Consider the following 22,148-nt stretch of genomic DNA (forward strand, 5'->3'; position numbering starts at 1 on the left):
ATGAACATAGCCGCTCAGGTCGGAGATATCGGCTTTGCAGACACCATTCTCGACCAAGGCGGCGAGATTTCGCGAAAGCTTGACATGCTCCGCATCGAGAAATTTCCGCCAAATGCCCAGAAGACACTTCGGCAGTTCTCGCTTGCAGAGGTAGCAGATTACATCGGTGTGTCCCAGAGCTACTTAAAGAAGCTGCATCTAGAGGGCAAAAGCGTACAGCCGATAACGTCATCAACGGGACGCCGATCGTACACCGCGGAGCAGATGAACGATCTCAGGAGATTTCTCGACCGGGAACCGCGTCGACGTGCAGGCGACAAGCTGCAGGTCCTCGCTGTGGTCAATTTCAAGGGCGGCTCGGGCAAAACAACGACTGCAGCGCATCTTGCACAGCATCTCGCGCTAAGCGGACATCGCGTGTTGGCAATCGACCTTGATCCGCAAGCATCTCTCACTGCACTCCATGGCATTCAACCTGAACTGGATCAAAATCCCTCCTTGTATGAATCGCTGCGATACGACGATGAGAGGAAGTCCATCGTGGAGGTCATCCGGTCGACAAATTTTCCGAACCTCGACATCGTGCCAGCGAACTTGGAGCTCCAGGAGTACGAATACGACACACCCCTAGCGATGCAGAACAAGGGATCCAATTCGGGGAAGATGTTTTACACCCGCATCGGAGACGCACTGGCCGAGGTTGATGATCGATACGATGTAGTTGTTGTCGATTGCCCTCCGCAACTCGGATACCTAACTCTGACGGCATTGACAGCGGCGACCTCCGTTCTGATCACCGTTCATCCGCAGATGCTCGATATAATGAGCATGAGCCAGTTCCTGCTCATGCTCGGCGAGATCCTTAAATCGATCGAGGGGGCCGGCGTGAAGGTCTCCCTGAACTGGTTCCGCTATCTCGTCACGCGCTTCGAACCCACGGACATTCCCCAGACCCAAATGGTCGGCTTTATGCAGTCCATGTTCGCCAAGCAGATGCTGAAGAACCCCATGGTGAAGTCGACAGCGATTTCGGACGCAGGGCTGACCAAACAAACGCTGTATGAAGTTGAACGGTCGCAATTCACCCGGTCGACATATGACCGCGCAATGGAGTCGCTAAACGCCGTAAACGGGGAGATTGCCGCTCTCGTTCATCAGGCTTGGGGGCGCAGACAATGAGCGTTCCGTTGTCAGCCGTACAGTCACGATTTTTCTTCAACGGTGACAATGACATAGTTCATTTTCGGAGAAGCTGAAGATGGCAAGACGCGACGTGCTATTGGGCATAACCCAAGCCGAGACAACGAAACCTGAACGCCCGGCGTCTGCAGGCTACGCGGCACGGGGCGCTTCTCGATCGATGTTGTCATCCATCGGCGAGCTTGCAGCTCAGGCGGCAAAGGCTGAACGACTGCTTGAAGGCGAGACAGTGGTCGAACTCGATCCCGGTCTCATCGACGACTCGTTCGTCTCCGATCGCATGGACAACGGCGACGAAGCCTTCACGGAATTGGTGAAAGTCATTGGCGAGAGAGGGCAGGACAGCCCGATTCTGGTTCGGCCTCACCCCGCGATGAGCGGACGATATCAGATCGTATTCGGCCACCGTCGTGCTCGCGCGGCAAAGCAACTTGGGAAACCCGTCCGCGCCGTAGTCAAGGAACTTCAGGACCGAGATCACGTCGTCGCGCAGGGGCAGGAAAACTCAGCACGGGCCAACCTGTCTTTCATCGAGCGGGCGGTGTTCGCGCAGAATCTGTCGGACCTCGGCCATGACAGGGAAACCATTCAGTCGGCACTGGCGATCGACGCGCCAATGCTGACGAGAATGCTTTCGGTCACAAAACGCATTCCTGATGTCATCATTCGGGCGATCGGAGCCGCAAAAGGAGTTGGCCGCGACCGCTGGCTTGATTTGACGTTGCTGATTGAAAAGCCGTCAAACCTGACGAAGGCAGTGGAACTCGTTGGGACGGAGACATTCAAGTCGGCGGCCACCGATGACCGCTTCGACCTACTCTTCAATCTTCTGACGACCTCGAGGAAGCCCAAAAAAGGGGCCGGCGCGCGCCCCACGGCCAGATCCTGGGCGTTAGCAGGCAAATCAGTCAGGGTGACTACAAAGGACACCGGGAACGCGTTCACATTGGCTTTAAAGGCCAAGGACGCATCCCGTTTCGGTGCGTACCTTTCCGAGAACCTGGAGCAGCTCTACCGAGCCTTCAGCGAATTGGAAGAGAAGGAAGCAGGAGAGTAGAAACCGCAAAAGAAAAAGGCCCCCGAACGTCACCGTCGCGGAAGCCCTTCTCGTTTCTTGGCAGATCGAGAATCCCATTTCCGCGAATCACTGTCAAGCTTTTTGAACGTCGTTTCGGCGAGCGGATTTCTTTTGCCTGATTAGAAGGCGAAGAAGGAAATGGAGACGCGTGTTTCAACGACGCCCTTTGGGCGGCGGCCGATGTCACTTGCGATGTTGGCAGCGCAAAACAATTCATGTGAGATTCCCGAGGGCAGGGCTGTCGAAAAGTGGCAGGTCTACCGCGCCCTTTGCGAAGCCAAGAGCATCGTTGGCATCGGCGATCGTGCCTTGGCCGTCCTGAACGCGTTGCTGTCGTTCTACCCGGACAACGAATTGAGCGCGGAAAACGGCCTGATCGTGTTCCCCTCGAATGTCCAGCTGTCTCTCAGGGCGCACGGGATGGCCGATGCAACGCTCAGGCGGAACCTGGCAGCCCTTGTCGACTGCGGGCTGATCACCCGTCGGGACAGCCCCAACGGCAAGCGTTTCGCCCGCAAGGACAGGGGAGGATACATTGAGGAGGCTTTTGGCTTCTCGCTGGCCCCGCTGCTGGCCCGTGCCCATGAGTTCGAGGCAGCAGCCGAACGCGTTCGGGCCGACAACCGGGCGCTGAGGCTCATGCGGGAACGCATTACGCTGCATCGCAGGGATATCCAGAAACTGATCGAGGCAGCCGTCGAGGAAGAGGTTCCGGGCGATTGGGGAGGCCTGTGGAAGCGTTTTCGCGCCATTGTGGAGGCAATTCCGCGCCGGGCAGTCATTGCCGAGCTGGCGCCGATCGTCGCCGATCTGGCCGCTCTGCACGAGCAGGTGGATATCCTCTTGAAAATGCATATGAAATCCACAAATCCGAGCGGCAATGAGTCCCACGCCGAGCGGCAGCATTCTAATTCAAACACCGACTCTATTTTTGAACTTGAACCTGCTTTCGAAAAAGCCGGGGTCGCGGCCGAGCCAAGGACAAGGAACGCCGAGCCGCCAAAAACCTATCCGCTGGGCTTGGTGTTGAAAGCCTGCCCTGACATTGTGGACTACGCCGTCGACGGGATCGCCAACTGGCGCGACCTGATGGCGACAGCGGCCCAGGTGAGGGGATATCTGGGGGTCAGCCCGTCGGCCTATGCGGACGCGCTGGATGTCCTTGGGCAGGAGAACACGGCCATCGTGATCGCCTGCATCCTGCAGCGGGCGCAGCATATCAACTCGGCAGGCGGCTATCTGCGCGCGCTTACCGAAAAGGCGAGGGCAGGGCAGTTTTCTGTCGGGCCGGTGCTGATGAGCTTGCTTCGGGAGCGGGGCCGGTTGGGCGAGGCGAGGGCGGGATAACGATACCGTTGTCTTGTTCAAGCGACAACGCGCTTGAACAGAGGCGTCGAACCCATTATATCGTAGAGTATCTATATCGTGAAGGATATAAGATGGCCGAATGGAAGGTCGAGTTTCATGAGAGGTTCAAAAGCGAAATTACTGATCTTCCATCGGGCGTTCGCATCGAATTGGCGGCGGTTTTGATACTGCTGCGCGAGAAGGGCTTCCGGTTGGGGCGGCCGGAGGTCGATACGCTCGAAGGATCAAGGCATCCCAACATGAAGGAGCTGCGGCTGAAGGTTCTGAAGGTGCAGTGGCGGTTCGCATTTGCATTCGATCCGGAACGAAAGGCGGTGGTTCTCTGCGGTGGCTCGAAGAGCGGGGTGAACCAGAAGCTTTTTTACAAGAGGCTGATCGACCTGGCCGACAAACGATACGACGATCATCTGGCCAGTTTGGAGAAGAGACATGGACGATCTGGACAAGCTGATAAAAGACCTTCCCGCTGATGAGCAGCGCGCGATTGCGAAGCGGGCGGAGGAATTGATCACGGCGCACAATCTGCGAGAGCTGCGTGCGCTCGCCGGCAGGACCCAGGCGGAGGTCTCGGAGCGCACCGGGTTCAAACAGAACAATGTCTCACGGCTGGAGAGACGCACCGATATGAAGCTGTCGACGCTCAGGGAGTATGTCGAATCCCTCGGCGGAACGCTGAAAATCGTCGCGGATCTGGCGGGCAAGAAGGTTGACCTGTCGAGCATTGCCAGACAGCCCGAAAGTCATGGTTCGAAAGGCGTATGACAGCATCTGTCGCACGCCTGGTGTAGATCGGCTAAACGATGAGCCTTGCCGCCCGCCCGAGCGTCCGTTCTGCATCGTTGTAGTAGTTGGACGCCTGTTGCACTGAGCGGTGCTGCGACTGCTGCATGGCTTCCGGCAGCGGAATGCCGCGGCGGGCGGTCTCGGTGAGATAGCCGGACCGCAGACCATGGGCACTGAAGGCCCTTGGGTCGAGCCCGGCCGCGGCGACGCGGCGTTTCAGGATCAGATTGACCGCCTGCGGGGTCAGTGCGCGTTTTTCGAGATTGCCCCAGCGGTCGATGCCACGAAACACCGCGCCTTCCGAAATGCCCGACCGCTCGAGCCAGTCTTTCAGGACCAGCACCGGCCGGCCGACCAGCAACACGAAGGCGTCTGTGTCGGCTTGCGTGGTCTTGGTGCGACCGAGCCGGATTTTCAGGCACGGCAGTTTTGGCCCGTCCGGATCCTTCGGATCGGCCGGCACCGGGTCTTCTTCCACCAGTTGCTCCACCCTCAGCGACGAAACCTCGCTGCGGCGGCGGCCGCCGGAGGCGAAGGCGGTGATGAGAAGAGCGCGGTCGCGGGCGTCGACCAGTTTTTCCCCGGCGCAGGCTTTCAGCAGGGCGGTCAAAATATCGGCGGTCACCGCCTTCTTGCTTTTTCTCCCGCGCGGCCGGGCGCTGGCGCGCACCGCCAGCTTTATCGCGCTCTGCAGGCCCGGCGCGTTGAATTTGCCGGAAAAACCGCGCCATTTGGTCAGCGTCGACCAGCTCGACAGCCGCCGTCGCACGGTGGACGGGGCATGTGGCCCGTCGCTGCGCAGAAGGCCTTCGGCCCTCAGCGCCGTCTCGACATGGGCCGGCATGCCGTGCGCCGGATCGGTTTGGCGTCGAGAAGAATCCCAGAGGTGGTGGGCGACGAATTTTATCAAAAACGCCTCGGGCGCCGGCCAGGGGAGCGAAGAACCGGTCGCGGCAAGCGACCAGGCCTCGAGATAGCCGAGGTCGGAGGCGAGCGCCCGCAGGGAATTTTCGCCCATGCCTTCTTTCGCCAGGTGCCGCAGCGTCTCGACGTCGTCGTCGGTCAGAAGTGTGGCCAAAAAATCGCGGCGGTCGAACGGCAGCACGGACTCGAGCGCATCAAGCGCTTCGGCGCGCCGCGCCACCAGGTTTTTGTCCGGGCGGCCGCTGGCGCGGGCATTTTTTTTCATCAGGGCGTTCTTTCGGTGGAGTCTGCGGCCGTTGCGGCCGTGCTTAGCGCCGACTCTAGCGCCTTTGCGCGCTGAAATCCATCGCTATCGATAAGAGGTCATTATCACCAGTCATTTTTCCACCCGAAGAACCCGCCGGTGACGGAAATGAGAGCCGAGTTAGCTTCGGTTGCGCGAATCGGCTACCGTCAAAACGATGGCTTACCATCGCGACGATTTGCCCCTGAACAGCCTGATCGGGCCGCTCGCCCGCGCCGACGACCTTTTGGCCCGCCTCGACGAGCGCGTGGCAAAAAGCCCGGTCCGCGACGGTTTTGTCGAGCGCCAGAACTTTGCCGACGCGGCGGCCGCGCTGTGGCTCGACGGCGAGCTGGTCCATGTCGAGGACCTTGTCCTCCACGACGCCCATATGGACATCCGCGCCCCGACCCACGAGCTCACCCGGGCGCACGCCGTGCTGCGCGCCCGCCGGCGTATTTTTGGCCACAAGCCTGACTGGGCTCTGTCGAAACCCGGCCTTTTGAGCCTGCGCGGCCGCGAAGGCCAGGGCGGCGGCAGCGCTGCGACCGCTGCGCTGGCCGGCTTCGGATCCAATGCGGCGGTGGCGGCCGCCGCCGGCGAAAACCTTGCCGACGACACCGGCCAGGAGGAGGCTCTTGCCGAAGAGCTGGCGGAGATCGACGCGCTGCTGGCCCGCTCCAGCCGGCTGCTCGCCGGCGAAAATCTCGCGCCGCGCGCCGCGAACGACCCGAATGTCGACACGGCCGGGCAGGGCGCAAACGCCCCGGAGAATGCTTCCTTTGACGGCCTCGGGCCGCTGATCCGCGATCTCGACTGGGACGAGGATCAGCGGCTTGCCGACTGGCTCGCGGTCCTCGACCAAGTGCGGGGCGGAACAGTGCCGACAGTGCTTGGCGCGGCGATCGCCTGGGAGGCGTGGGAGACGATCGAACCGCTGCAGCACCAGCATTGGCTCGGCAATCTGTTCACCGCCGCGCTGCTCAGGCAGCGCGGCAAGGTCGCCTCGCATCTTTTGTGCCTGCATGCCGGACTGCGGATTGTTCCCCGCGACCGGCGCAAAAGCCCCACCCGGACAATCCGGCTGCTGGCCGTGCTCGACGCGTTTGCAGAGGCGGCCGCGGCCGGGCTCAAGGAGCTCGACCGGCTGACGCTGGCCAAAGCCCAGATGGAGCGCCGGCTCAGGAACCGGCGCAAAAGTTCGAGCCTGCCGGCGCTGATCGATCTCGTGCTGGCGCGGCCGGTGGTATCGGCCGGTCTGGTCGCGGCCGAGCTGAAAATCAGCCAGCGCGCCGCGCTTGGCCTGGTTGCCGAACTCGGCATCCGCGAGGTGACGGGCAGGGGGCGCTACAGGGCGTGGGGATTTGTATGACGAAAGTCGTAAGCCGCCGCGCACCGTGATGGATTGCCACCAGTCTGAGCCTCTGAATACATGGCTGACCTATTTTGTCTTGCTTTTGTTTTAGGAGAAAACCGTGACCACGGCAGTCATTGACGATCCCATGGTCGAAGTCACAGCCGATGTTGTCTCGGCCTATTTTATCGTAGGTAATCAACTGGCGCTTCATGAGTCGCTCTATGCGCGAATCCACGATGGCAGCAGGCCAGTCCCGAGAAGCGCTCTCGCGGATCGTTGTGCCAAGCTCGGATGCCGGTTTCTCCGCGTAGAGAACCGCCGAGAGTTTCCTCAGTATCCTGAACTATTTAAGGTCCGGCTAGATTGCGCTCAGTCGACCGATGAAGTGAGTCTACGACGGCTTCCGACAGCGCCCGTTGCAACTCTTCAAGGTTTGGGGCCCGTGCCCGCTTAAGATCTAGAGCTTTCTTCCAAGCTTTAACGTATTGGCTGTCACGAGCGAAGTCAGGCTTCTTGCTTTCATAATGCGCCCACTCCGCAACGTTGCGCGCTGCCGCGAACTGACAAGCGAAGTCATGCACGGCATAATCCTTTCCGTAGTGCTCCCACCAAAACCCCTTAATCTGCTTTGCCTCTCTCACCGCCGCTGAAAGCGCCGGGTTTTCAGGTAGTCGCTCCTGCTTGGTTCTTGATGGACGACCGCGCTCCTTTTTAGGAGCGTCGCATTTTACAAGTAGATTGGCGGCCCAAATTTGATCCTCCACCGCGGCTTGCCCTGCCCGCAACCTGCGAATCAACCCGCCAAGAGGTTTAGTGTGGATGGATGGAGCCATATGGGCTTCCCTATAAGCTTCTTCCGCCGGGTCATAGTTGCCCAAGCTGTCCAGCATATAGTCTAGCCAGTCTGCCATCGCTCGCCGTCCCTCCTTGCTATGGATTTCCCACTTGGGCAGCTTCATGTTGCGCGACCTCCTTCCCTGAGCGGATCCACATTTTGCATTGAGCCAGCCAGTCGACGCAAGCGTCCAATGTGCCCGCCTTTCGTCCAGATAGAAATACCGGTAGTAGACGCCTGCCAATGAGCAGTTCGAACACCTGGTGTCGAAACAGGTCAACTCCGACCGTCGCCATGCTTTATTGGCGGGGTATCTTTAGGTGATCCTCAATTGCCCGAAGGATGCTGGAGTAGCCTCGGCCCTGTGCATACAAAAGCGGACGGGCCGACGACGAAGCCGCCGACGTCGATCCATAGCTCTCTTTCCGCCTACGAGTTTCGGCTTGGTGAGGCGCCTCTTGTTTGAACCGCTGGGTGAACGCGCCGATGACGTTCACGAGACTGCGGCCTGCGCGGCCGCTGAAGACGCCGGCGCGTCTCGTGAAACCGGCCTGGCTGACTTCCGTCAAGCTAAGAAACCTTGCGTCATTCAAGACTTGCGCGTCATCAGCACGATCATGACAGCCAGCACCATCACGCCTATCAGCACTATGCTGGCCGAAGTAAGCACCTACGGAGTATGACATGCCAACCCCACCTCACCAGACCCCCGTTGGACCCTTCAAATATACGGTTCCATTCACCGCCCCGGCAAATGCCCGGCTGATCGCCGCTGCCCAGGCCGAGCGGAAGGAGCCAACGGAGATTATTCAGCGCGCGACCATCAACTACCTCATCGATGCCGGATTTGTTCCGGAAGACGAAGCCGATCGTTTCAAGCTGTTTTGGTGGCTGGTCGACCAGACGGTCCTGGCCGCCCAAAAAATCTGTCGGGACGGCGGCTTTGCCTCATCTATCACTCTCGACGCGATCCACGCCTGCATGAAAGATCCCAAATGGGTCGAGGGGTATCGGACCTACGTGCGGAATGACATCTTCAAGAACGGCAATCCCGAAAAGGGTCCAATCAACCGCGAAATCGGCTTCCGCATTCGCGCAGGGATCGGCGGAGTGGTTGAAAAGACCGCTGAAGGCAAATCGGCCACGGTGAAGGTTTTGGGCGAAATCATCCAAAGCTACACACCCATGACCGACTACGACCGTGACACTTTTGCCCCGTCAAAAGCCGCTGCATAGTAGTTGTGGACCAGTTTGCGCTCGGCGAGTGATCTGCGCACTCGCCTGGCCCAGAATACTTGATTTATGAACGTGCGCTCGAACTTGCGGGGATCCACACCCGCTGCCAAAAAGCGCCGGTGGCTAAGCGGGAGGACATAAATTGAACGATGCCGGTGCAGCCAGTGGCATAGTACAGGATATCAAGGCATTCCCCTCGGCAGCGAACGCATTCAACCAGTATGTCCGCCACGACTCTACCTTCGAGGGCCCTGACGCGCCCGCAATTCGTAGCAGGAACCTCGAAAGGTACATTCAGACCATGGCTATGGTCAAAGGCCGCGACTTATGGCTGTTTGAGGCTCCGTCGACAAGAGGCGCAGTGCGCACTGGCGTGCCTCAAACGTCGGCCTGCTGGCTTGAGTGGCGAGCGAAACAGCTTGGAGTTCTCGAAGGGTTTGAGGCGATACCATTTCACGATGCGGAGAAGGCGCAACCTTCGGAGACATCACGGCGCGTCGCAAAGTTCTTCGACCGAATGAATAAGAAGCCGATTATCTGGAACGCGGTGATGATTCACACGCGCACGCCAGACGGGAAAAACCGTGCTCCTCGCGCGAGTGAACTTCGTGAGCATATGCATATTCTTGGAGCGATATGCGACCTCTGCCAACCTAGCAGAGTTATCGCGTGCGGAGGCCCTGCACAGGAAGTGGCGAATCTAATGCAGATCAAACACGAGTGTGTTGCCCATCCTGTAGCTCCGATCAGTCCGAGCCTTGGCGTATCGGATGTTGCGGTCGGCAAGCTATGCGCGCGGTTGCAGGTTCCGAAGCCGCCGCGGGGATACTGGGCCAAAGTACAGGCCGGCCAAATCCCACGCCGGCCACCGCTGGCCGCTTTCCGTGAGGAAATCGAACGCAGCCGCCGGGAGGAGGCACGGGCCAGATCAGCGGAATCGCTATCGAAACTGCAGCAACAGTTCTATCGAGCGGCGCTCTCTGACTTGCAAGGTCGCGGCGTCGATGTGAGCGGAGCCGAGGCGAGAGGAGGCCGGCTCCCCGAGGTAAGCCCGGACATCGCCGCACAGATCCTGCTGGCCATTCAAAACCGAGGGCATGAGTGGGTCAAGGAAGGGAAGGTCGTCGCGACCTGGGCGCATCCAGCACACAACAGCCTGGCAAGACTTGTCGGCAGGCTGTTGCCGCTAGCCCGGCCACAGCTATTGGTGTTCGAGAACGCATACAAGAAAAGCTGGTCCGCTTCAGAGGGTCCGGTCGTCTTCCTGCACCTGACTTCACACCTCCAGGAGCGGATCGCAGCTCTTGTCCGCGTCGTCCGTGACCAAAAGCTCCAGCATGTGGTCATGCCGCTCATCGCGACCGATCATGCCTGGTCTGTTCGCCACGTTTTCACGCCAGAGTCGCATCTCTTGCTCGACAGCACCCTGTGTATTTCGGCGACCGAGTTGTGGGTGGAGTACACCCGCAAGGCCTGGCGCGACGAAGATCCGCCGGAGCGCTACGTGACAGGCAGACTGACGCTGAAAGCGATCATGCCGATCGACTATATGCCTGAGCGTGGGGTGTCGTTGTCACCGACGATCTCGACGGCGTCAGTAGCGCCCTATCGCGAGCGCCTTCTTGCCCTGCTCGAGGCGGAGCGGGTGAACGAGATGATGATCAATACTGCCTACGCAATCGAACGTGAAGTTCCCAGCGAAACGCTGGCCATCGCGGACCGGCTATGGTTCGGGGCGAAGCGCCCATTCTCGTCGGCGCGTGAAGCGTGGCGCCAGATCGAGGAGGAATTGGAGCGCTGGGAACGAGAGCTCGAAGGCGAACGCACTTTGTTGGCGCAGGCAATACTTGGAATAGAGGTGGGAGACATCGTGACAAGCGAAAATGGCGGCCGACTTCTGCGGCTTTCCGTGACCGGAACCACTCTCTACGCCGGTGACGATTATGTCACCTTCGTCGTAAATGGCATACGATTTCGAAAGGATGGCACGGTTGGCAAACTGCAGGAGGCGTTGAGCTTGCAATTCGGGCGAGAAGGCTTGAAAAAGTGCACATAGAAAAAAGACCAGTTTCACGAGACCGCCAGGGACCTGGTTTAGTAGAGTTTCGGCTAGCGTTCCCGGGAGAATTCAGAACTCGCCAGCGCGACGGTCGGGAACGGATTGAGCCGGCGCTTACCGAGTGCTACTTCGCACTCGTAGATTGCTGCTGAGCGATTGGGGTGCAGAATGGCCAAACTCGCAGGGTTCCCGGAAGAGACGTTCTCTGCGATGCAACGCATCCGCGAGACCGCCCTAGCTCGTTTCGACAGCCTTTTTACCCCTGAGCGGAATCTGTGGAGCCCCAGAACCTACGTCGGTTCCGTGCCTTGTTTGTCGAAAGGTTTGATGAGGGCGAAGGTTCGTTTCTTCAGAAGTTCAGAAAACAGCTCGAGGAAGCTGACGACGACGTTCTTCAACTCGCGGCGGAACTCCTGTACGTTCAGCAGTTCTTCACGACTCTCGCTGGGTCAGAAAAAAGCTTTAGAACGTGACGGCTGTCCTCGGTTGGTGCACTCATCCAGTTTCAATTCCGGAATGGGCCATGGTTGGCATGAAGCAAGGGTTTGCGGCCGACCGAAGCTTCAACCAGCACCGACGATTCCATTTGGCGTGGCTGACCGAGTTCCTAATCCACTGGCACAGGCTATCGCGTAAATGAGTGGATCGCCGAAGATGCCTCCGTGCGCCACTTGGCCTGCGCTCACGCGAAGCCATGATTGAAGGAGCGCGCGAGGAGCGACGTGTCACTTTCGTCGATGCAGACAACACGCTGTGGGACACGGACGGCGTGTTCGCCGCAGCGCAACTGAAACTGCTGACAGCCGTCGAAGGCGCGATTGGACTCTTGGCGACCAGCACCGATCGCCTGACCTTCGTGCGGAGTGTCGATCAGGCATTGGCGGACCGGCACCATCTCGGCCTGCGCTATCCACCCCGCCTCCTCGCCATCGGGATCGCTCTCGCCCTTCGAGGCGAGGAGCCCGGTGTAGCGGCAAGGAGGGTATGGGCAGGAGGGTTGACGTCGAGCGGCCTAGAGCTCGCGTTAGCGCAACAGATCGAACTAGAGTTCATCCAATGGAGCGGGCAGCTGCCTGATCTTCTGCCTGGGGTGCGCGAGGGCCTCCAGCGCCTGCACGAAGGTGGCGTTCTGATCGTCGTCGTAACGGAAGGCGCAAGGAGTCGTGTGACAAGAACGGCAGACGAGCATGGCCTGACAGCGTTGCTTGACAAGATTGTCGAAGCGCCTAAGTCCGAACGGCTATTTCAACGTGTCCAGAAACTCGGGCGCGCGCGCGCGCCGGCGTTCATGATTGGGGATCAACTGCGGCGTGACATCGAGCCCGCGAAGGCCGCGGGTTTGCTGACGATTTATGTCCCTGGCCGCTTCCGGCCGCGGTGGGAGCCGGACGAGACCTCGGTCCGACCCGACTATCGAGTCGAACGGTTTGACCAAGGAGCCGACATCGTCTTAGCTGGCGGGTAAGCGGGCCATAACCTCGTAGCCGTCCTCCGCTCGAGAGAGATTCGTGGAACGCAGCGTTCGCCAGCTGCACATGCCAATGCGGTTGATCACTTAGCTCACACTGCTCACTGGCGGCCCATCGGAACCGATCACTCCAAACCGTCAATCAAATTTCATCCTGCACTGTATCCTCGTCGCCAATCCTGTTGCCATTGCGCTGATAGCCTTCACAGAAATAACGAAAGTCGCATGCTGCGCACGTCTTCGCGTCATTGCAGTCGTCCACCCAGGTTTGGAGGATGCTGACCGCCGCTTCCTCGTGCCGAACGCAGGTCTCGATTTGGGCGACTGTATCGTCGAATGCCCCGGTCGCGACCGCGATACTCTGCTCGTTGACCGGAATTACCCGGACGGCGCGACTGAAAAGGAACTCAGGGCTGAAATCAGCCCGTGCGCCGGGTCGCCAGTTTTCCAGCATGCGTTTGTCGCTATCGCGGACGGGAGCGACATCCGTCCGAGCGGCGCGAAGCGCTGCTCGCAGCGCCAAGATATCACCTTCGCCTGGTGCGAGTTCGTTTATGTAAATGAGGATTCCTGCTGCGACCCTCCTGCTCCTTCGCTGTTCGTGCCGAAGCCAAGCGTAGGTCTGCACCTGCCACTGGCCGTCGGTCCATTCGGCCGATTCGGTATCGGGCCTTCGTGTGCCCTTATAGTCGACAATGACTTCGAACTCGCCGCTCAGGCTCGGGCAGGCGGCCTGAACTGCACGACGTATCAAATTGTCGGAGTCCGCCGAACCGAGTTCGAGTTCGGTAAGTACGTCGATGATGCCAGTCAGTGCGTACTTCTCGGCCCGATGTTCGCTAGAGATCGCGCCGGGAATTTCGCGGGTACCAATAACGCGCTCTTCAGCCTCGGCTATCAGGGGAAAGAGGTGAGGACCGAGCATGTTAACGGCTGCCTCTGCACGGCGGTAAGCCGCAAGCCGGGCTTTCCTGCTCCTGGCGCGCTTGTTCTGGTTGAGCAGCGATTCCTCAACCGGCCAACCGAGATAGCGCAAGTCGAATTCGGGCAGGCCTAACTCTGGTTCCTCGATCGGGTCATCCAGCGTCAGTCGGGTGTACGGGATGGGGAAGGGCAAGCCCCCGCGGCTTTTCCAGAGCCGATACACGTTCTCCAAGAGCCCGTGAATAAATTCACCGTACCAGAGCTGCACCGGTCGCGAAGGCGGTAGCGCACTACCGTTCTGATAGCGGTACTGCCGGGCGCATCGGCGGAACGAGAGCAGATCGCCCGTCAGAGAGTATTCCGGAACTATCCGGTCGGGACGCTTTCGCGCGAGACGCATGTCAGATCCTGATGAACGGAATGAGGTCGGCGTCGACTGGCGGGGGGCGGAGGTGCGGATCGCTCACCCAGGCCCAGCTTTCGTCGCGCCGCCAGAACTTGGCGACATTTTTTATCTTGGTGCGAAATTGCAGTCCTTGCTGACAACCGACCAGCATGAGGAGGCTCTGCGGGCGGCTGTAGGCGACGTAGTAGAGCCGGATCAGATCCTCGAAAGTTCGCTGCATACCGCTCCTGCGCCGGCGGGCCGGACCGACCGGGGTAACATTGGCCAGCTCGTCCTCCAATCGAACTACAGAGCTCTCCTCATCTGGGAATCGTCTGAAACGTTGCGTGCGGTGGTTCGTCTTAAAATCCGACGATATGTCAACGATCACCAAGGGGAACTCGAGCCCTTTGGCCTGATGAATGGTCATGATGTTGAGCCGGTCTCGAGGTACGCTCGGCATGATCTCCTCATCAACCGCCATGAGGTTCTCGGCTATCGGGTTGAGCACGTCGCGTATCGCGCTGTTTACCGAGCGCGTGCGGTGTGGCTCGTCGCGCTGGATAGCCACCTTGTAACCTGAGAAAGTCGATGCAGCGGCAACTGTGCGGGTGATTGCCTCAAGGTAAACCTGAGCCTCCGGATCGTCTTGGAAGGGCGGGAACCAGGGAAGGAAGGAGTAACAGACGTCAAGCACCGGCCATTCGGATTCGTTGTCACGGCCTTCCACCGCAAAGCGCCGCCAGCGATCAACCTTCTCAGACAGCAGGTCTCCACGGGGACTCCGCGGATTGATCGTCAGCATGTCTTGCGCTGCGATGCGCCATTCATCCAAGAAGTCGTTGGCGTCGTTCGTGAGGAACGCTTCCAGCTGTCTGGCGCCGCGCGCTCCGGGGTTGGGTGCCGGGTCTATGCATTCGAGTAGCAACCCGAGGAACTGCTGAACAGTTGGGACATCGCGCAGAGCAAGACCACGGGGGTTGAAGACGGATAGCCCACGCGCGGCGAGTTCCCGACGTAGGTGAAACGGCAGTCGTTCCTTCCCTGGTTGACCTCGGAATGGACGGCCCCGTTCATTGACGGTCGAGGCGAGCAGGACCGCGTCGCCCAGATCGCCGCCTTGATCTGCCGGTAGGATGGCTTCAAGGAGAGTGTCTTCGTGGGGAAGCGGTATGCGACCACCCTGTCGAAAAATGCGGTGCAGAAAATCTGCGAGATCCGCGGCTAGTATGGCCGGGTCGTCCCGAAACATGCCAATCACGCCTATAGCCGCAGGGCCGGAAGCCGAAACAACCCGACGTTGAAGTGGAGGTGGAAGAGCAACTCGCGCCGGACCGAAATCCGGATCGTTGCTGATGTGTTGTGAAAAGAATTCGACGATCTGCTCGGAGGAACGGTAGTTCTCTTCCAGGCAGATGAGTTGCGGTTCGTCGCATTTTAAGTCGGCGCTTGCGCGTTCGCGAAAGTCGCGGAACAGTTCGATAGTGGCGCCGCGAAAGCGGTACAGCGACTGGTCGTCATCACCCACAACGGTGAGCGAAGCACCTGTCCGTCGCACAAGCTCAAAATAGATCGCTTCCTGCAGCGGATTGGTATCCTGGTATTCGTCGACCAGAAGCATGCGAAGCGATAGCATGCTCCTCGGCAGCCTGCCTCCGGCCAAGCGGTCAAGGAAGCGCTGCTCGAGCAGCGCGAAGTCCATCTGGTTGGTCTTGGAGAGATGAGCTTCGTAACGCTCCTTAATTCGTAGGATCGCCTGCCGGAAAACCTGGTCCTGGTGTGGCGCCGCGTAACCAACGAGGTCCACTCGGTCTTGCACGAGTCGATCGACGATCGTCCTCACGATCTCGGTCGCCTCGCCATTGTTCCGCACCGGGTCTCCCGAGAATCCATAGCGCCCGAGAAAAATCCTAAAGGGATCCCCGAGGCTCCGGAGTTCCGACCACACTTCGCCGCGGCGATAGAGGATCGCCCGGGCTGCCGACTGCTCGAGGATCACAGGCGGCGCCTCGTTAGGCTCGCGCATATCGCGCACTGCATCCTCACAGATGCTATCCAATGTGCCCGCGATGTATCGGTTCACGTCTACGGTGGCGAGGTAGCGCACCTGCTCCTCATCGCCCGCTTGGCTAGCGCGCGAGAGCAGATTGGCGCGAAGGCTTGTTCCCCATTCGATAAGGCGAGAGCGGATTTCGCGCCCCGCCTTCTCGGTGAACGTTGTGATTAAGATGTCCTCGGGCGCGACGCCATCCACGAATGTGAAGCGCAGGGCGCGCAGAACGAGCGTAGTCGTCTTGCCAGTACCCGGGCCAGCGACCACGAGGAGCGGCACGTCCGCTTGGGCCGCGATCGCGTCCCGCTGCCGTTCATTCGGTTGGTGCATGAACAATGCGGCCTCGACGAGGCCGGCGAATTCTTCGAGAGTGGGAGCGGTTCTGAACTCAGGCATGGTTCGCATCCCAATCGTATTGCGTCCGCGGGTGTCGAGACATTCGGCGTCTTCGCATCACGTGGAGGATCGATACGCCGACAAGAAAGTTGCGGAGGTTAAGCAGTAGGAAAAGGATACGCGCGCCGGAAGCAGTTTCCACACAGGAATTTCGGTCCGCGATGAATTGAATCACGCTTCTCCGGTATCCGGCACTGCCAGCTTTGAGACCAGGACGCTCGCGTCTCCACTCCGTCGCGCGCGACGTTTCCATGCCTTCCCCCTAGCCTCGCAAGCGAATCGATTGCCGCCGCAGGTTGTCCCCATTGGTAGCTTATTCCGCAGATCGATGCGTGAAAAGAGAAACGATCCGGGGGTCGACAGAATACAGAATACGCAATCCCTATGAAACGGCCTGTCCACGGCAGGATCAACCCATGAGCCAAACCGCTCCGGCGCCGCCGCTCAGGCAGGTCCGGCATCAGAGTCTTACACTCTCCCAAGTATTCGCTGCCCAGGCAGGTTTAGACGTCGAGACAAATAGCTCAGCGACAGCCTTTCTGCGTTGTCGCGTGTTGAGCCCTAGCGTTCATAAAGTGCGAGAACGTTTATATCGCAACCTTTCTTAAGCTGCCCTACAATGCGCAGGCCAACTTTATAGCCGCGACGTACGAGATTGTATGCGAATACGCCCGTGGGGAATCGTCCAGCGGGAGCAAAATGCAAGTGAACTGGAATTGCGCGCGTTGCGAGCTTCAGACGATAGTCAATCCAGTCTATCCGTTGGCCATTTTTGAAAGCGTTCTCTATCGATTCCAGCGCAACGCGGTTACTATACGACCTCACCAATGCATCCCAATAACACTCTTTTTGAACCTCGGCGTCTGCCGCGCGATCATCGGGAAAATCCGGTATTGCAATCCCATCTTTTTTCAGGCGTTCGATCATCGATTCAAAGATAAGAATAGTTTTTCCGTCCCCAGTCTCGCCTGCCATAGGCAATATCTCAACTCGTGGCTCCAAATCTATAAAAAGTAACGGGCGGACTCCCGGTTCATCGAGGAGGGCTTCTGCTTTCATCCAGTCCATCGATGTGCCAGCTAGCGAGGTTAGGGTAGGTTGTGCTGCTTTGCTAAAGAGCACGCGTTCTGGATACATCTCCTTGTAAGCGACAACAACGTCTTGAAGACGTTGCTCAGAACTGTACACGAATTGTTTCGTAATTTGTGCCGTATGTGAAGTGGCGTCAGTAATATTTCCAGTTATTTTTGCCTTCGTGCCAAGTTTAAAGAACGCTGGAAGCGAGACTTCACCGGAACCCTCGGCTTCGTCACCGCGTGCCTCGGTATGCCCTTTCTGGGCAGTCTCGCTGCTATGCAGAAGAATGTACTCAGGCTGCACAATGGCACCGAAGAGTCGATCAACCGACCGTTCGTCGATGAACATCGGGACTTCCGTAAGCCACCACAAATTCCCATGGACCTGCAACTCGCCCCGTTTGCTCCATGCATCGAGCGTCTTTGGCGGCGTCTTCCGCCAAAATCGATCCCACCAAACCATCCCACCACTCCGTTTTGTATCTGAGCCAATATAGCCGAAATCGTCTCACGGTCGCCAGCGGACGGAATGTAACGCTTGGTACTCCTGCGCAAACGCAGATCCCTTGAACAAGTTCGCGATCTCTACACCAAGTACGGTCGTGAACGGCACCTGCTCTCGCCGAAGGCAAGTGCGCCGCCGATCGTCAACTTGCTTCGTCTTACAGCCGGCGCGCGCCGCGCCCGCTGTCGGAACACCAGTCCACGCGCCCCTGTCTACTCCAGAAATGTGCTTAGGACCCGTCGAGTTGACGCACGGGGTTCGATAGTCGCCCGACCGAATAGCCTTGTTGGATACGCCAGCGCGGACGACGGTCTGGCATTAGCGATATAGCTGGATAATCTCCCCGGCGCGCTCGAGGTCGGTGTTAGCCAGGCGTGCGCGCATTTGAGCCGCTGCGTTTTCTCGCGTTTCGGGCTTTCTTCTCAAGTCACCTTTGCTACATTTCAGCAGCGTCAACCTTTGCCTTTTTGGCAACGAAAGAAACAACAACGTGAGCGCTTATCTTGTACGTCTGCGCGACAACAAGGAAATTGTCGGCATCATTGTCCTCGATTCTCCGGACGATCTTTACGATTTTGTCGACGAGAACACCGATCCCGGGCTGTGCGAATATCGCGAGCTGCCGTCTGGCGGTCTGCTTTGGCATGAAAACGACGCGCCACGCGTGCCGTCCAATATCGAAGATTCTGACGAAAGCGACGACTATTTCGCTCGTCTGGCGGAAACCGCCTCGTTCTCCGAGCTCTGGATGGGAGAGCTGTTCCAGACTGACGAGGAAGAAAGCGGCTCCTGGGAAGCGATTCCGCCTCGGAAATAAAACGCGAATTCGTGGAACCTGTCGCGACGGAGCTCGACCGCCCATTATAGCGATGATCGCCTTTGTCGACGATCACCTTTGGGAATACGGGGTCGAGCCGATCTGCGGGGTGCTGCCGATCGCCCCATCCGCCTATTATGACCATGTGGTCAAGCGTGCCGATCTCGCCCGGCTGTCGGCGCGGGCGAAGCGCGACGAGGCTCTGAAGGGGGAGGTGGGGCGGGTGTCCGATGCGATCTATGCTTGACAGGTTGTTCACACGCTCATCGGATTGATTTCATCGGCGAAAGCTTGCGCCCAACCAATAGCGAAAAGCCTGACACCGACCCTAACGAAACGACAACAATCACATGTTGTAGAGCCCCAGGAGAAGGTCGATCCAAAAAAAGTATAGCGACGACGGGGACGTTTGGTTCTCTATTGGACAACGGAGGGAAAGATGGCGAAGATATTCTCGATCGAAGAACTTAGAGCAATGACGCTCGAAAAACGGGTAATAGTCTATAACAATTGTTTAAGGCGTGAAGGAGATCCGGACGCCGAGGCAATCATCAAAAATCTTAAGAAGACTGGGATACCCTATACGAAGGAAAAATCGGTGGCTAATGGCACCCCGTTTATCGCCAAATGGAAATTATTATCAACAATCCAGCAAACGTTGAGCTCATGCTGGATGCGTCGGCCAATGGGCGCCCTGCACTTGAACCGATCGATCCTTTGATTGCCAAGGAACTCGGCAAGGACTACGGACCTCACAATGAATCAACGGTGACAGCAGGTTATCTGGTGGGCCAAAAAATGTATGCACTTGGCTACGAAAAGATGCCCTCGAAAGCGCTTTCACAAGGCTGTGTCGCCAAGACAGCGGCGATCTTTAGAAAGAGACGAGGAACCTGACGGTCAAAGACACGACTTGGCGGTCCTACGCCCAACGGCCCAAAGCGCCTTACGGTCGCTCGAGTTCGTACTCTCGCCTCCATTTGAGATATGGTTCGCCGGATGGCACTCGGTCGTCACGCCACCAAAAGGATCGAATCCTCTCGTCGAACCAGATCGGTTCGTTCAAGGCCCGAAGAGAGTCTATCGCGGAGCGGACTGACTTGTCGCCAGCGTCTACGAAATCCATGAGCTTCCCCACGCTGATTGGCCCATGCTGCTTTATGACCTCGAGCACTCGAACTTTTAGTACTCCCATTTTCGTCCTCCATACGTGTGTTGAAGAACAACAACAAATACTGAAATTTCTGTCCAGAAAAAACCTGCGTAAAATCGATTGAATCTTTTGGCGCCGTTCCGCCATTTTGTTCGCGCAGGGCGGGCGCTATGTTTTCTAACGGTAGGATCTCGAAAGAAAATCGATAATCTATCCCGTGCTGCAGGTGCAGAAGCGGCTCAGGAATGCTTCGAGTTCGGAACCCTGCGGTTTGCTTTCGGTAGCGACTTGACGCATCTCGGCAGTCGTAAACCCGAACTTCAGAGCAGCACGCCCTAACTCTTGCACTTGCTGTTTCTTTGACGGCCGTGCCAGTTACAATCCGCCGGAGGGAGAGGGGGCGATTCGATTTTGGCGCCAGCACACGGTCAAGTGAATCAGGGCGACGACCTGCAACAGGAAACGGGCTGGGTTGAACGCTCGATCGCGCGATGTACCCACGCATTGGCGTCGGCCACGAGAGCGGCGGACCGCGTTGCGCTGATTCGCTCGTTGATTCGCTTAAGAGGGGGAAGGATCGACCTATCCGCTCTTGATAGACAGCTCACGCTCGATGAGTTCGCTCTACTCTCGCGCTTTGGTCTCGCGCGAACCAATTCGGAACGATCGCTGCGAATTATTGACGAAGAAGACGCACATGACCTCAATGGTCTTGGCACCGCCTTGAAGTTTGACCCGGTTCCGCGGCAGGCCTACGAGCCTGCGTCGCCCGATGGCGTCCCGCTGCGCCTCACCAATCATTCGCGCTACCGAACAGTGACGCAAAAGGCAGCGACGCGGGCGCTGCTAACTCCCCCAGGCTCTGGCCTGTTGGTCAGTATGCCAACCGGATCAGGTAAAAGTCTCCTGTTTCAGATCGCCGCCAATTTCGAACGCGAAATTCATTCGGGCGCTTGCGCGATCGTAATAACTCCGACGATCGCACTCGCATTAGACCATGAACGCACCTTGTCCGGAATGCCGGGTCTCGAGCACAGCAAAGCGCTGACAGGAGATACGCCGCCCGCCAAAATAGAGGCGATCATCAACGGCTTCCGGCGGGGAGAAGTACCCATTTTGCTTCTCTCACCGGAAAAGGCACTCAGCCCTTCTATCCTGCAACATCTGGTCGAGGCGGCCACGCCGAATTCGGTCGAATATGGACTGGACGCGCGCCTCACCCATGTCTTCGTGGATGAGGCACATATCATCGAGAGTTGGGGGCGCAGCTTTCGTCCCGATTTCCAACGGCTGCCTGCCCTGCTTGCACGACTAAGGATTGCTAATCCTGAAATCCGTGCGGTTCTCCTGTCGGCGACTCTCCCCGATAGTGCGCGCAGGGTGCTGAAAAGCGGCTGGAAGTTTGATGGCGCCTGGCTCGAGGTTGACGCTAGGCTGCCGCGCTATGAGCATGATGTCGTCGTCGCGCATTATAACTGGGAAAGCCAGCGCCAAGCTGCGCTCGACTATCTCGTAGACCGCGCGCCGCGCCCATTGATCATTCATACGACGCAGATTGCCGACGCCGGTGCGCTTTACGCGCGCCTCATGGATGCTGATCACGGCTATGCACGTGTAGCGCTGTTCACCGGCGACACCGGCTCGCAGGACCGTCGTCGCATCGTCGAGGATTGGGCGAAGGACCAGATCGACATTGTCGTTGCCACCTCAGCGTTCGGATTGGGCATAGACAAGGCCGATGTCCGATCTGTGATCCACGCTTGCCTGCCCGAAGGTCCCGCGCGCTGGTATCAGGAGATTGGCCGTGCCTCCCGCGACAATGGCCAAGGACTCGCTGCCTGCCTGTTCGTCGAGGGGCCTGCCCTAAGCGACGTCAAACAGGCTTATAGCCTCGCAACCTCGGGATGGCTGACGCGCGAGCTGGCCGAAGAGCGCTGGGCGGGATTGCTGAAGGCCGCATCTAACCAGCGGTGTGTCGCCGAATATATGCAGATGACTCTCGACCTCGACGCGTTTCGCGAAGGATTGCGACCGACCGCTGGCGACTGGAATCGCGGCTGGAACATGACCTTGCTGACACTGATGCAGCGGGCCGGCGTGCTGCGTGTGTTGTCGATCCCAACGGAAGGCGATCAGCCCGAATTCTCCTGGAAGATCGAAGTCCGCGAACCTCGCGCTCTGAGCGGCGTCGACGAAGATGTATGGCAGCGGATAAGCGATTTTCGCGATGCCGAACTCGCCGAAGCCC

17 protein-coding genes, 2 pseudogenes and 1 other annotated feature are annotated in these 22,148 nt (G+C 58.6%); of the genes and pseudogenes, 14 read left to right on the top strand and 5 right to left on the bottom strand.

Going from position 1 to position 22,148, the window contains the following annotated elements:
• The 5 genes from repA to ABVK50_RS28960 all read left to right on the top strand — a co-directional run bounded on the left by repA (position 1) and on the right by ABVK50_RS28960 (position 4,408).
• Positions 1–1,179 carry a plasmid partitioning protein RepA gene (gene repA / locus ABVK50_RS28940; RefSeq protein ID WP_353646266.1) on the top strand — a complete coding sequence of 393 codons (1,179 nt, stop codon included), beginning with the start codon at positions 1–3 and terminating at the stop codon, positions 1,177–1,179.
• 79 nt (positions 1,180–1,258) lie between these two features.
• Complete coding sequence (gene repB / locus ABVK50_RS28945; RefSeq protein WP_353646267.1) at positions 1,259–2,257, top strand: plasmid partitioning protein RepB; 999 nt, start codon at positions 1,259–1,261, stop codon at positions 2,255–2,257.
• Positions 2,258–2,416: 159 nt separating this feature from the next.
• Positions 2,417–3,625, top strand: coding sequence for a plasmid replication protein RepC (gene repC, locus ABVK50_RS28950; protein ID WP_353646268.1), 1,209 nt, complete (start codon positions 2,417–2,419; stop codon positions 3,623–3,625).
• Between the two features lie 92 nt (positions 3,626–3,717).
• The gene (locus ABVK50_RS28955; RefSeq protein WP_353646269.1) at positions 3,718–4,116 is read left to right on the top strand and encodes a type II toxin-antitoxin system RelE/ParE family toxin; all 399 of its coding nucleotides are present in this window, start codon (positions 3,718–3,720) and stop codon (positions 4,114–4,116) included.
• Complete coding sequence (locus tag ABVK50_RS28960; RefSeq protein ID WP_353646270.1) at positions 4,076–4,408, top strand: helix-turn-helix transcriptional regulator; 333 nt, start codon at positions 4,076–4,078, stop codon at positions 4,406–4,408. The genes ABVK50_RS28955 and ABVK50_RS28960 overlap by 41 nt, the downstream gene beginning before the upstream one ends.
• A 31-nt stretch (positions 4,409–4,439) precedes the next feature.
• Here the strand turns inward: ABVK50_RS28960 and ABVK50_RS28965 are convergent, their stop codons facing one another.
• Complete coding sequence (locus ABVK50_RS28965) at positions 4,440–5,618, bottom strand: site-specific integrase (RefSeq protein ID WP_353646271.1); 1,179 nt, start codon at positions 5,616–5,618, stop codon at positions 4,440–4,442.
• A gap of 196 nt (positions 5,619–5,814) precedes the next feature.
• On the opposite strand from ABVK50_RS28965, the gene ABVK50_RS28970 reads away from it, so the two are divergent.
• Positions 5,815–7,008 (top strand): RHE_PE00001 family protein, encoded by a 1,194-nt coding sequence (locus tag ABVK50_RS28970; protein ID WP_353646272.1) that lies wholly within the window; start codon positions 5,815–5,817, stop codon positions 7,006–7,008.
• A 332-nt stretch (positions 7,009–7,340) separates the two neighbouring features.
• Here ABVK50_RS28970 and ABVK50_RS28975 read toward each other — a convergent pair whose 3' ends face one another.
• Complete coding sequence (locus tag ABVK50_RS28975) at positions 7,341–7,952, bottom strand: hypothetical protein (RefSeq protein WP_353646273.1); 612 nt, start codon at positions 7,950–7,952, stop codon at positions 7,341–7,343.
• Between the two features lie 334 nt (positions 7,953–8,286).
• On the opposite strand from ABVK50_RS28975, the gene ABVK50_RS28980 reads away from it, so the two are divergent.
• The 4 genes from ABVK50_RS28980 (at position 8,287) to ABVK50_RS28995 (ending at position 12,588) form a co-directional block, all read left to right on the top strand.
• On the top strand, positions 8,287–8,511 hold the full coding sequence (locus tag ABVK50_RS28980) for a hypothetical protein (RefSeq protein WP_353646274.1): 225 nt from the start codon (positions 8,287–8,289) through the stop codon (positions 8,509–8,511).
• A gap of 1 nt (position 8,512) precedes the next feature.
• Positions 8,513–9,064, top strand: coding sequence for a hypothetical protein (locus ABVK50_RS28985; protein ID WP_353646275.1), 552 nt, complete (start codon positions 8,513–8,515; stop codon positions 9,062–9,064).
• A gap of 142 nt (positions 9,065–9,206) precedes the next feature.
• Positions 9,207–11,120, top strand: coding sequence for a hypothetical protein (locus ABVK50_RS28990; protein ID WP_353646276.1), 1,914 nt, complete (start codon positions 9,207–9,209; stop codon positions 11,118–11,120).
• Positions 11,121–11,817: 697 nt separating this feature from the next.
• Complete coding sequence (locus tag ABVK50_RS28995; protein WP_353646277.1) at positions 11,818–12,588, top strand: HAD family hydrolase; 771 nt, start codon at positions 11,818–11,820, stop codon at positions 12,586–12,588.
• A 145-nt stretch (positions 12,589–12,733) separates the two neighbouring features.
• On the opposite strand, the gene ABVK50_RS29000 is transcribed toward ABVK50_RS28995, so the two are convergent.
• The 3 genes from ABVK50_RS29000 to ABVK50_RS29010 all read right to left on the bottom strand — a co-directional run bounded on the left by ABVK50_RS29000 (position 12,734) and on the right by ABVK50_RS29010 (position 17,774).
• Complete coding sequence (locus ABVK50_RS29000) at positions 12,734–13,915, bottom strand: PD-(D/E)XK nuclease family protein (RefSeq protein WP_353646278.1); 1,182 nt, start codon at positions 13,913–13,915, stop codon at positions 12,734–12,736.
• 1 nt (position 13,916) lies between these two features.
• Positions 13,917–16,349 carry an ATP-dependent helicase gene (locus tag ABVK50_RS29005; RefSeq protein ID WP_353646279.1) on the bottom strand — a complete coding sequence of 811 codons (2,433 nt, stop codon included), beginning with the start codon at positions 16,347–16,349 and terminating at the stop codon, positions 13,917–13,919.
• Positions 16,350–16,910: 561 nt separating this feature from the next.
• Positions 16,911–17,774, bottom strand: coding sequence for a hypothetical protein (locus ABVK50_RS29010; RefSeq protein ID WP_353646280.1), 864 nt, complete (start codon positions 17,772–17,774; stop codon positions 16,911–16,913).
• Between the two features lie 646 nt (positions 17,775–18,420).
• Between ABVK50_RS29010 and ABVK50_RS29015 the strand changes: the two genes are divergently transcribed.
• The 4 genes and pseudogenes from ABVK50_RS29015 to ABVK50_RS29030 form a co-directional block, all read left to right on the top strand.
• Positions 18,421–18,747, top strand: a complete 327-nt coding sequence (locus ABVK50_RS29015) for a hypothetical protein (RefSeq protein WP_353646293.1) — start codon at positions 18,421–18,423, stop codon at positions 18,745–18,747.
• A gap of 10 nt (positions 18,748–18,757) precedes the next feature.
• Positions 18,758–18,874, top strand: a sequence feature (AL1L pseudoknot).
• Positions 18,776–18,973, top strand: a pseudogene (locus tag ABVK50_RS29020) (IS3 family transposase); the annotation flags it as partial. It overlaps the preceding feature by 99 nt.
• A gap of 401 nt (positions 18,974–19,374) precedes the next feature.
• Positions 19,375–19,644 carry a hypothetical protein gene (locus tag ABVK50_RS29025; RefSeq protein WP_353646281.1) on the top strand — a complete coding sequence of 90 codons (270 nt, stop codon included), beginning with the start codon at positions 19,375–19,377 and terminating at the stop codon, positions 19,642–19,644.
• A 1,135-nt stretch (positions 19,645–20,779) separates the two neighbouring features.
• Positions 20,780–21,658, top strand: a pseudogene (locus ABVK50_RS29030) (DEAD/DEAH box helicase); the annotation flags it as partial.
• Between the last annotated feature and the right edge of the window lie 490 nt (positions 21,659–22,148).

It is taken from the genome of Mesorhizobium sp. WSM2240, assembly GCF_040438645.1.
Classification (GTDB): domain Bacteria; phylum Pseudomonadota; class Alphaproteobacteria; order Rhizobiales; family Rhizobiaceae; genus Allomesorhizobium.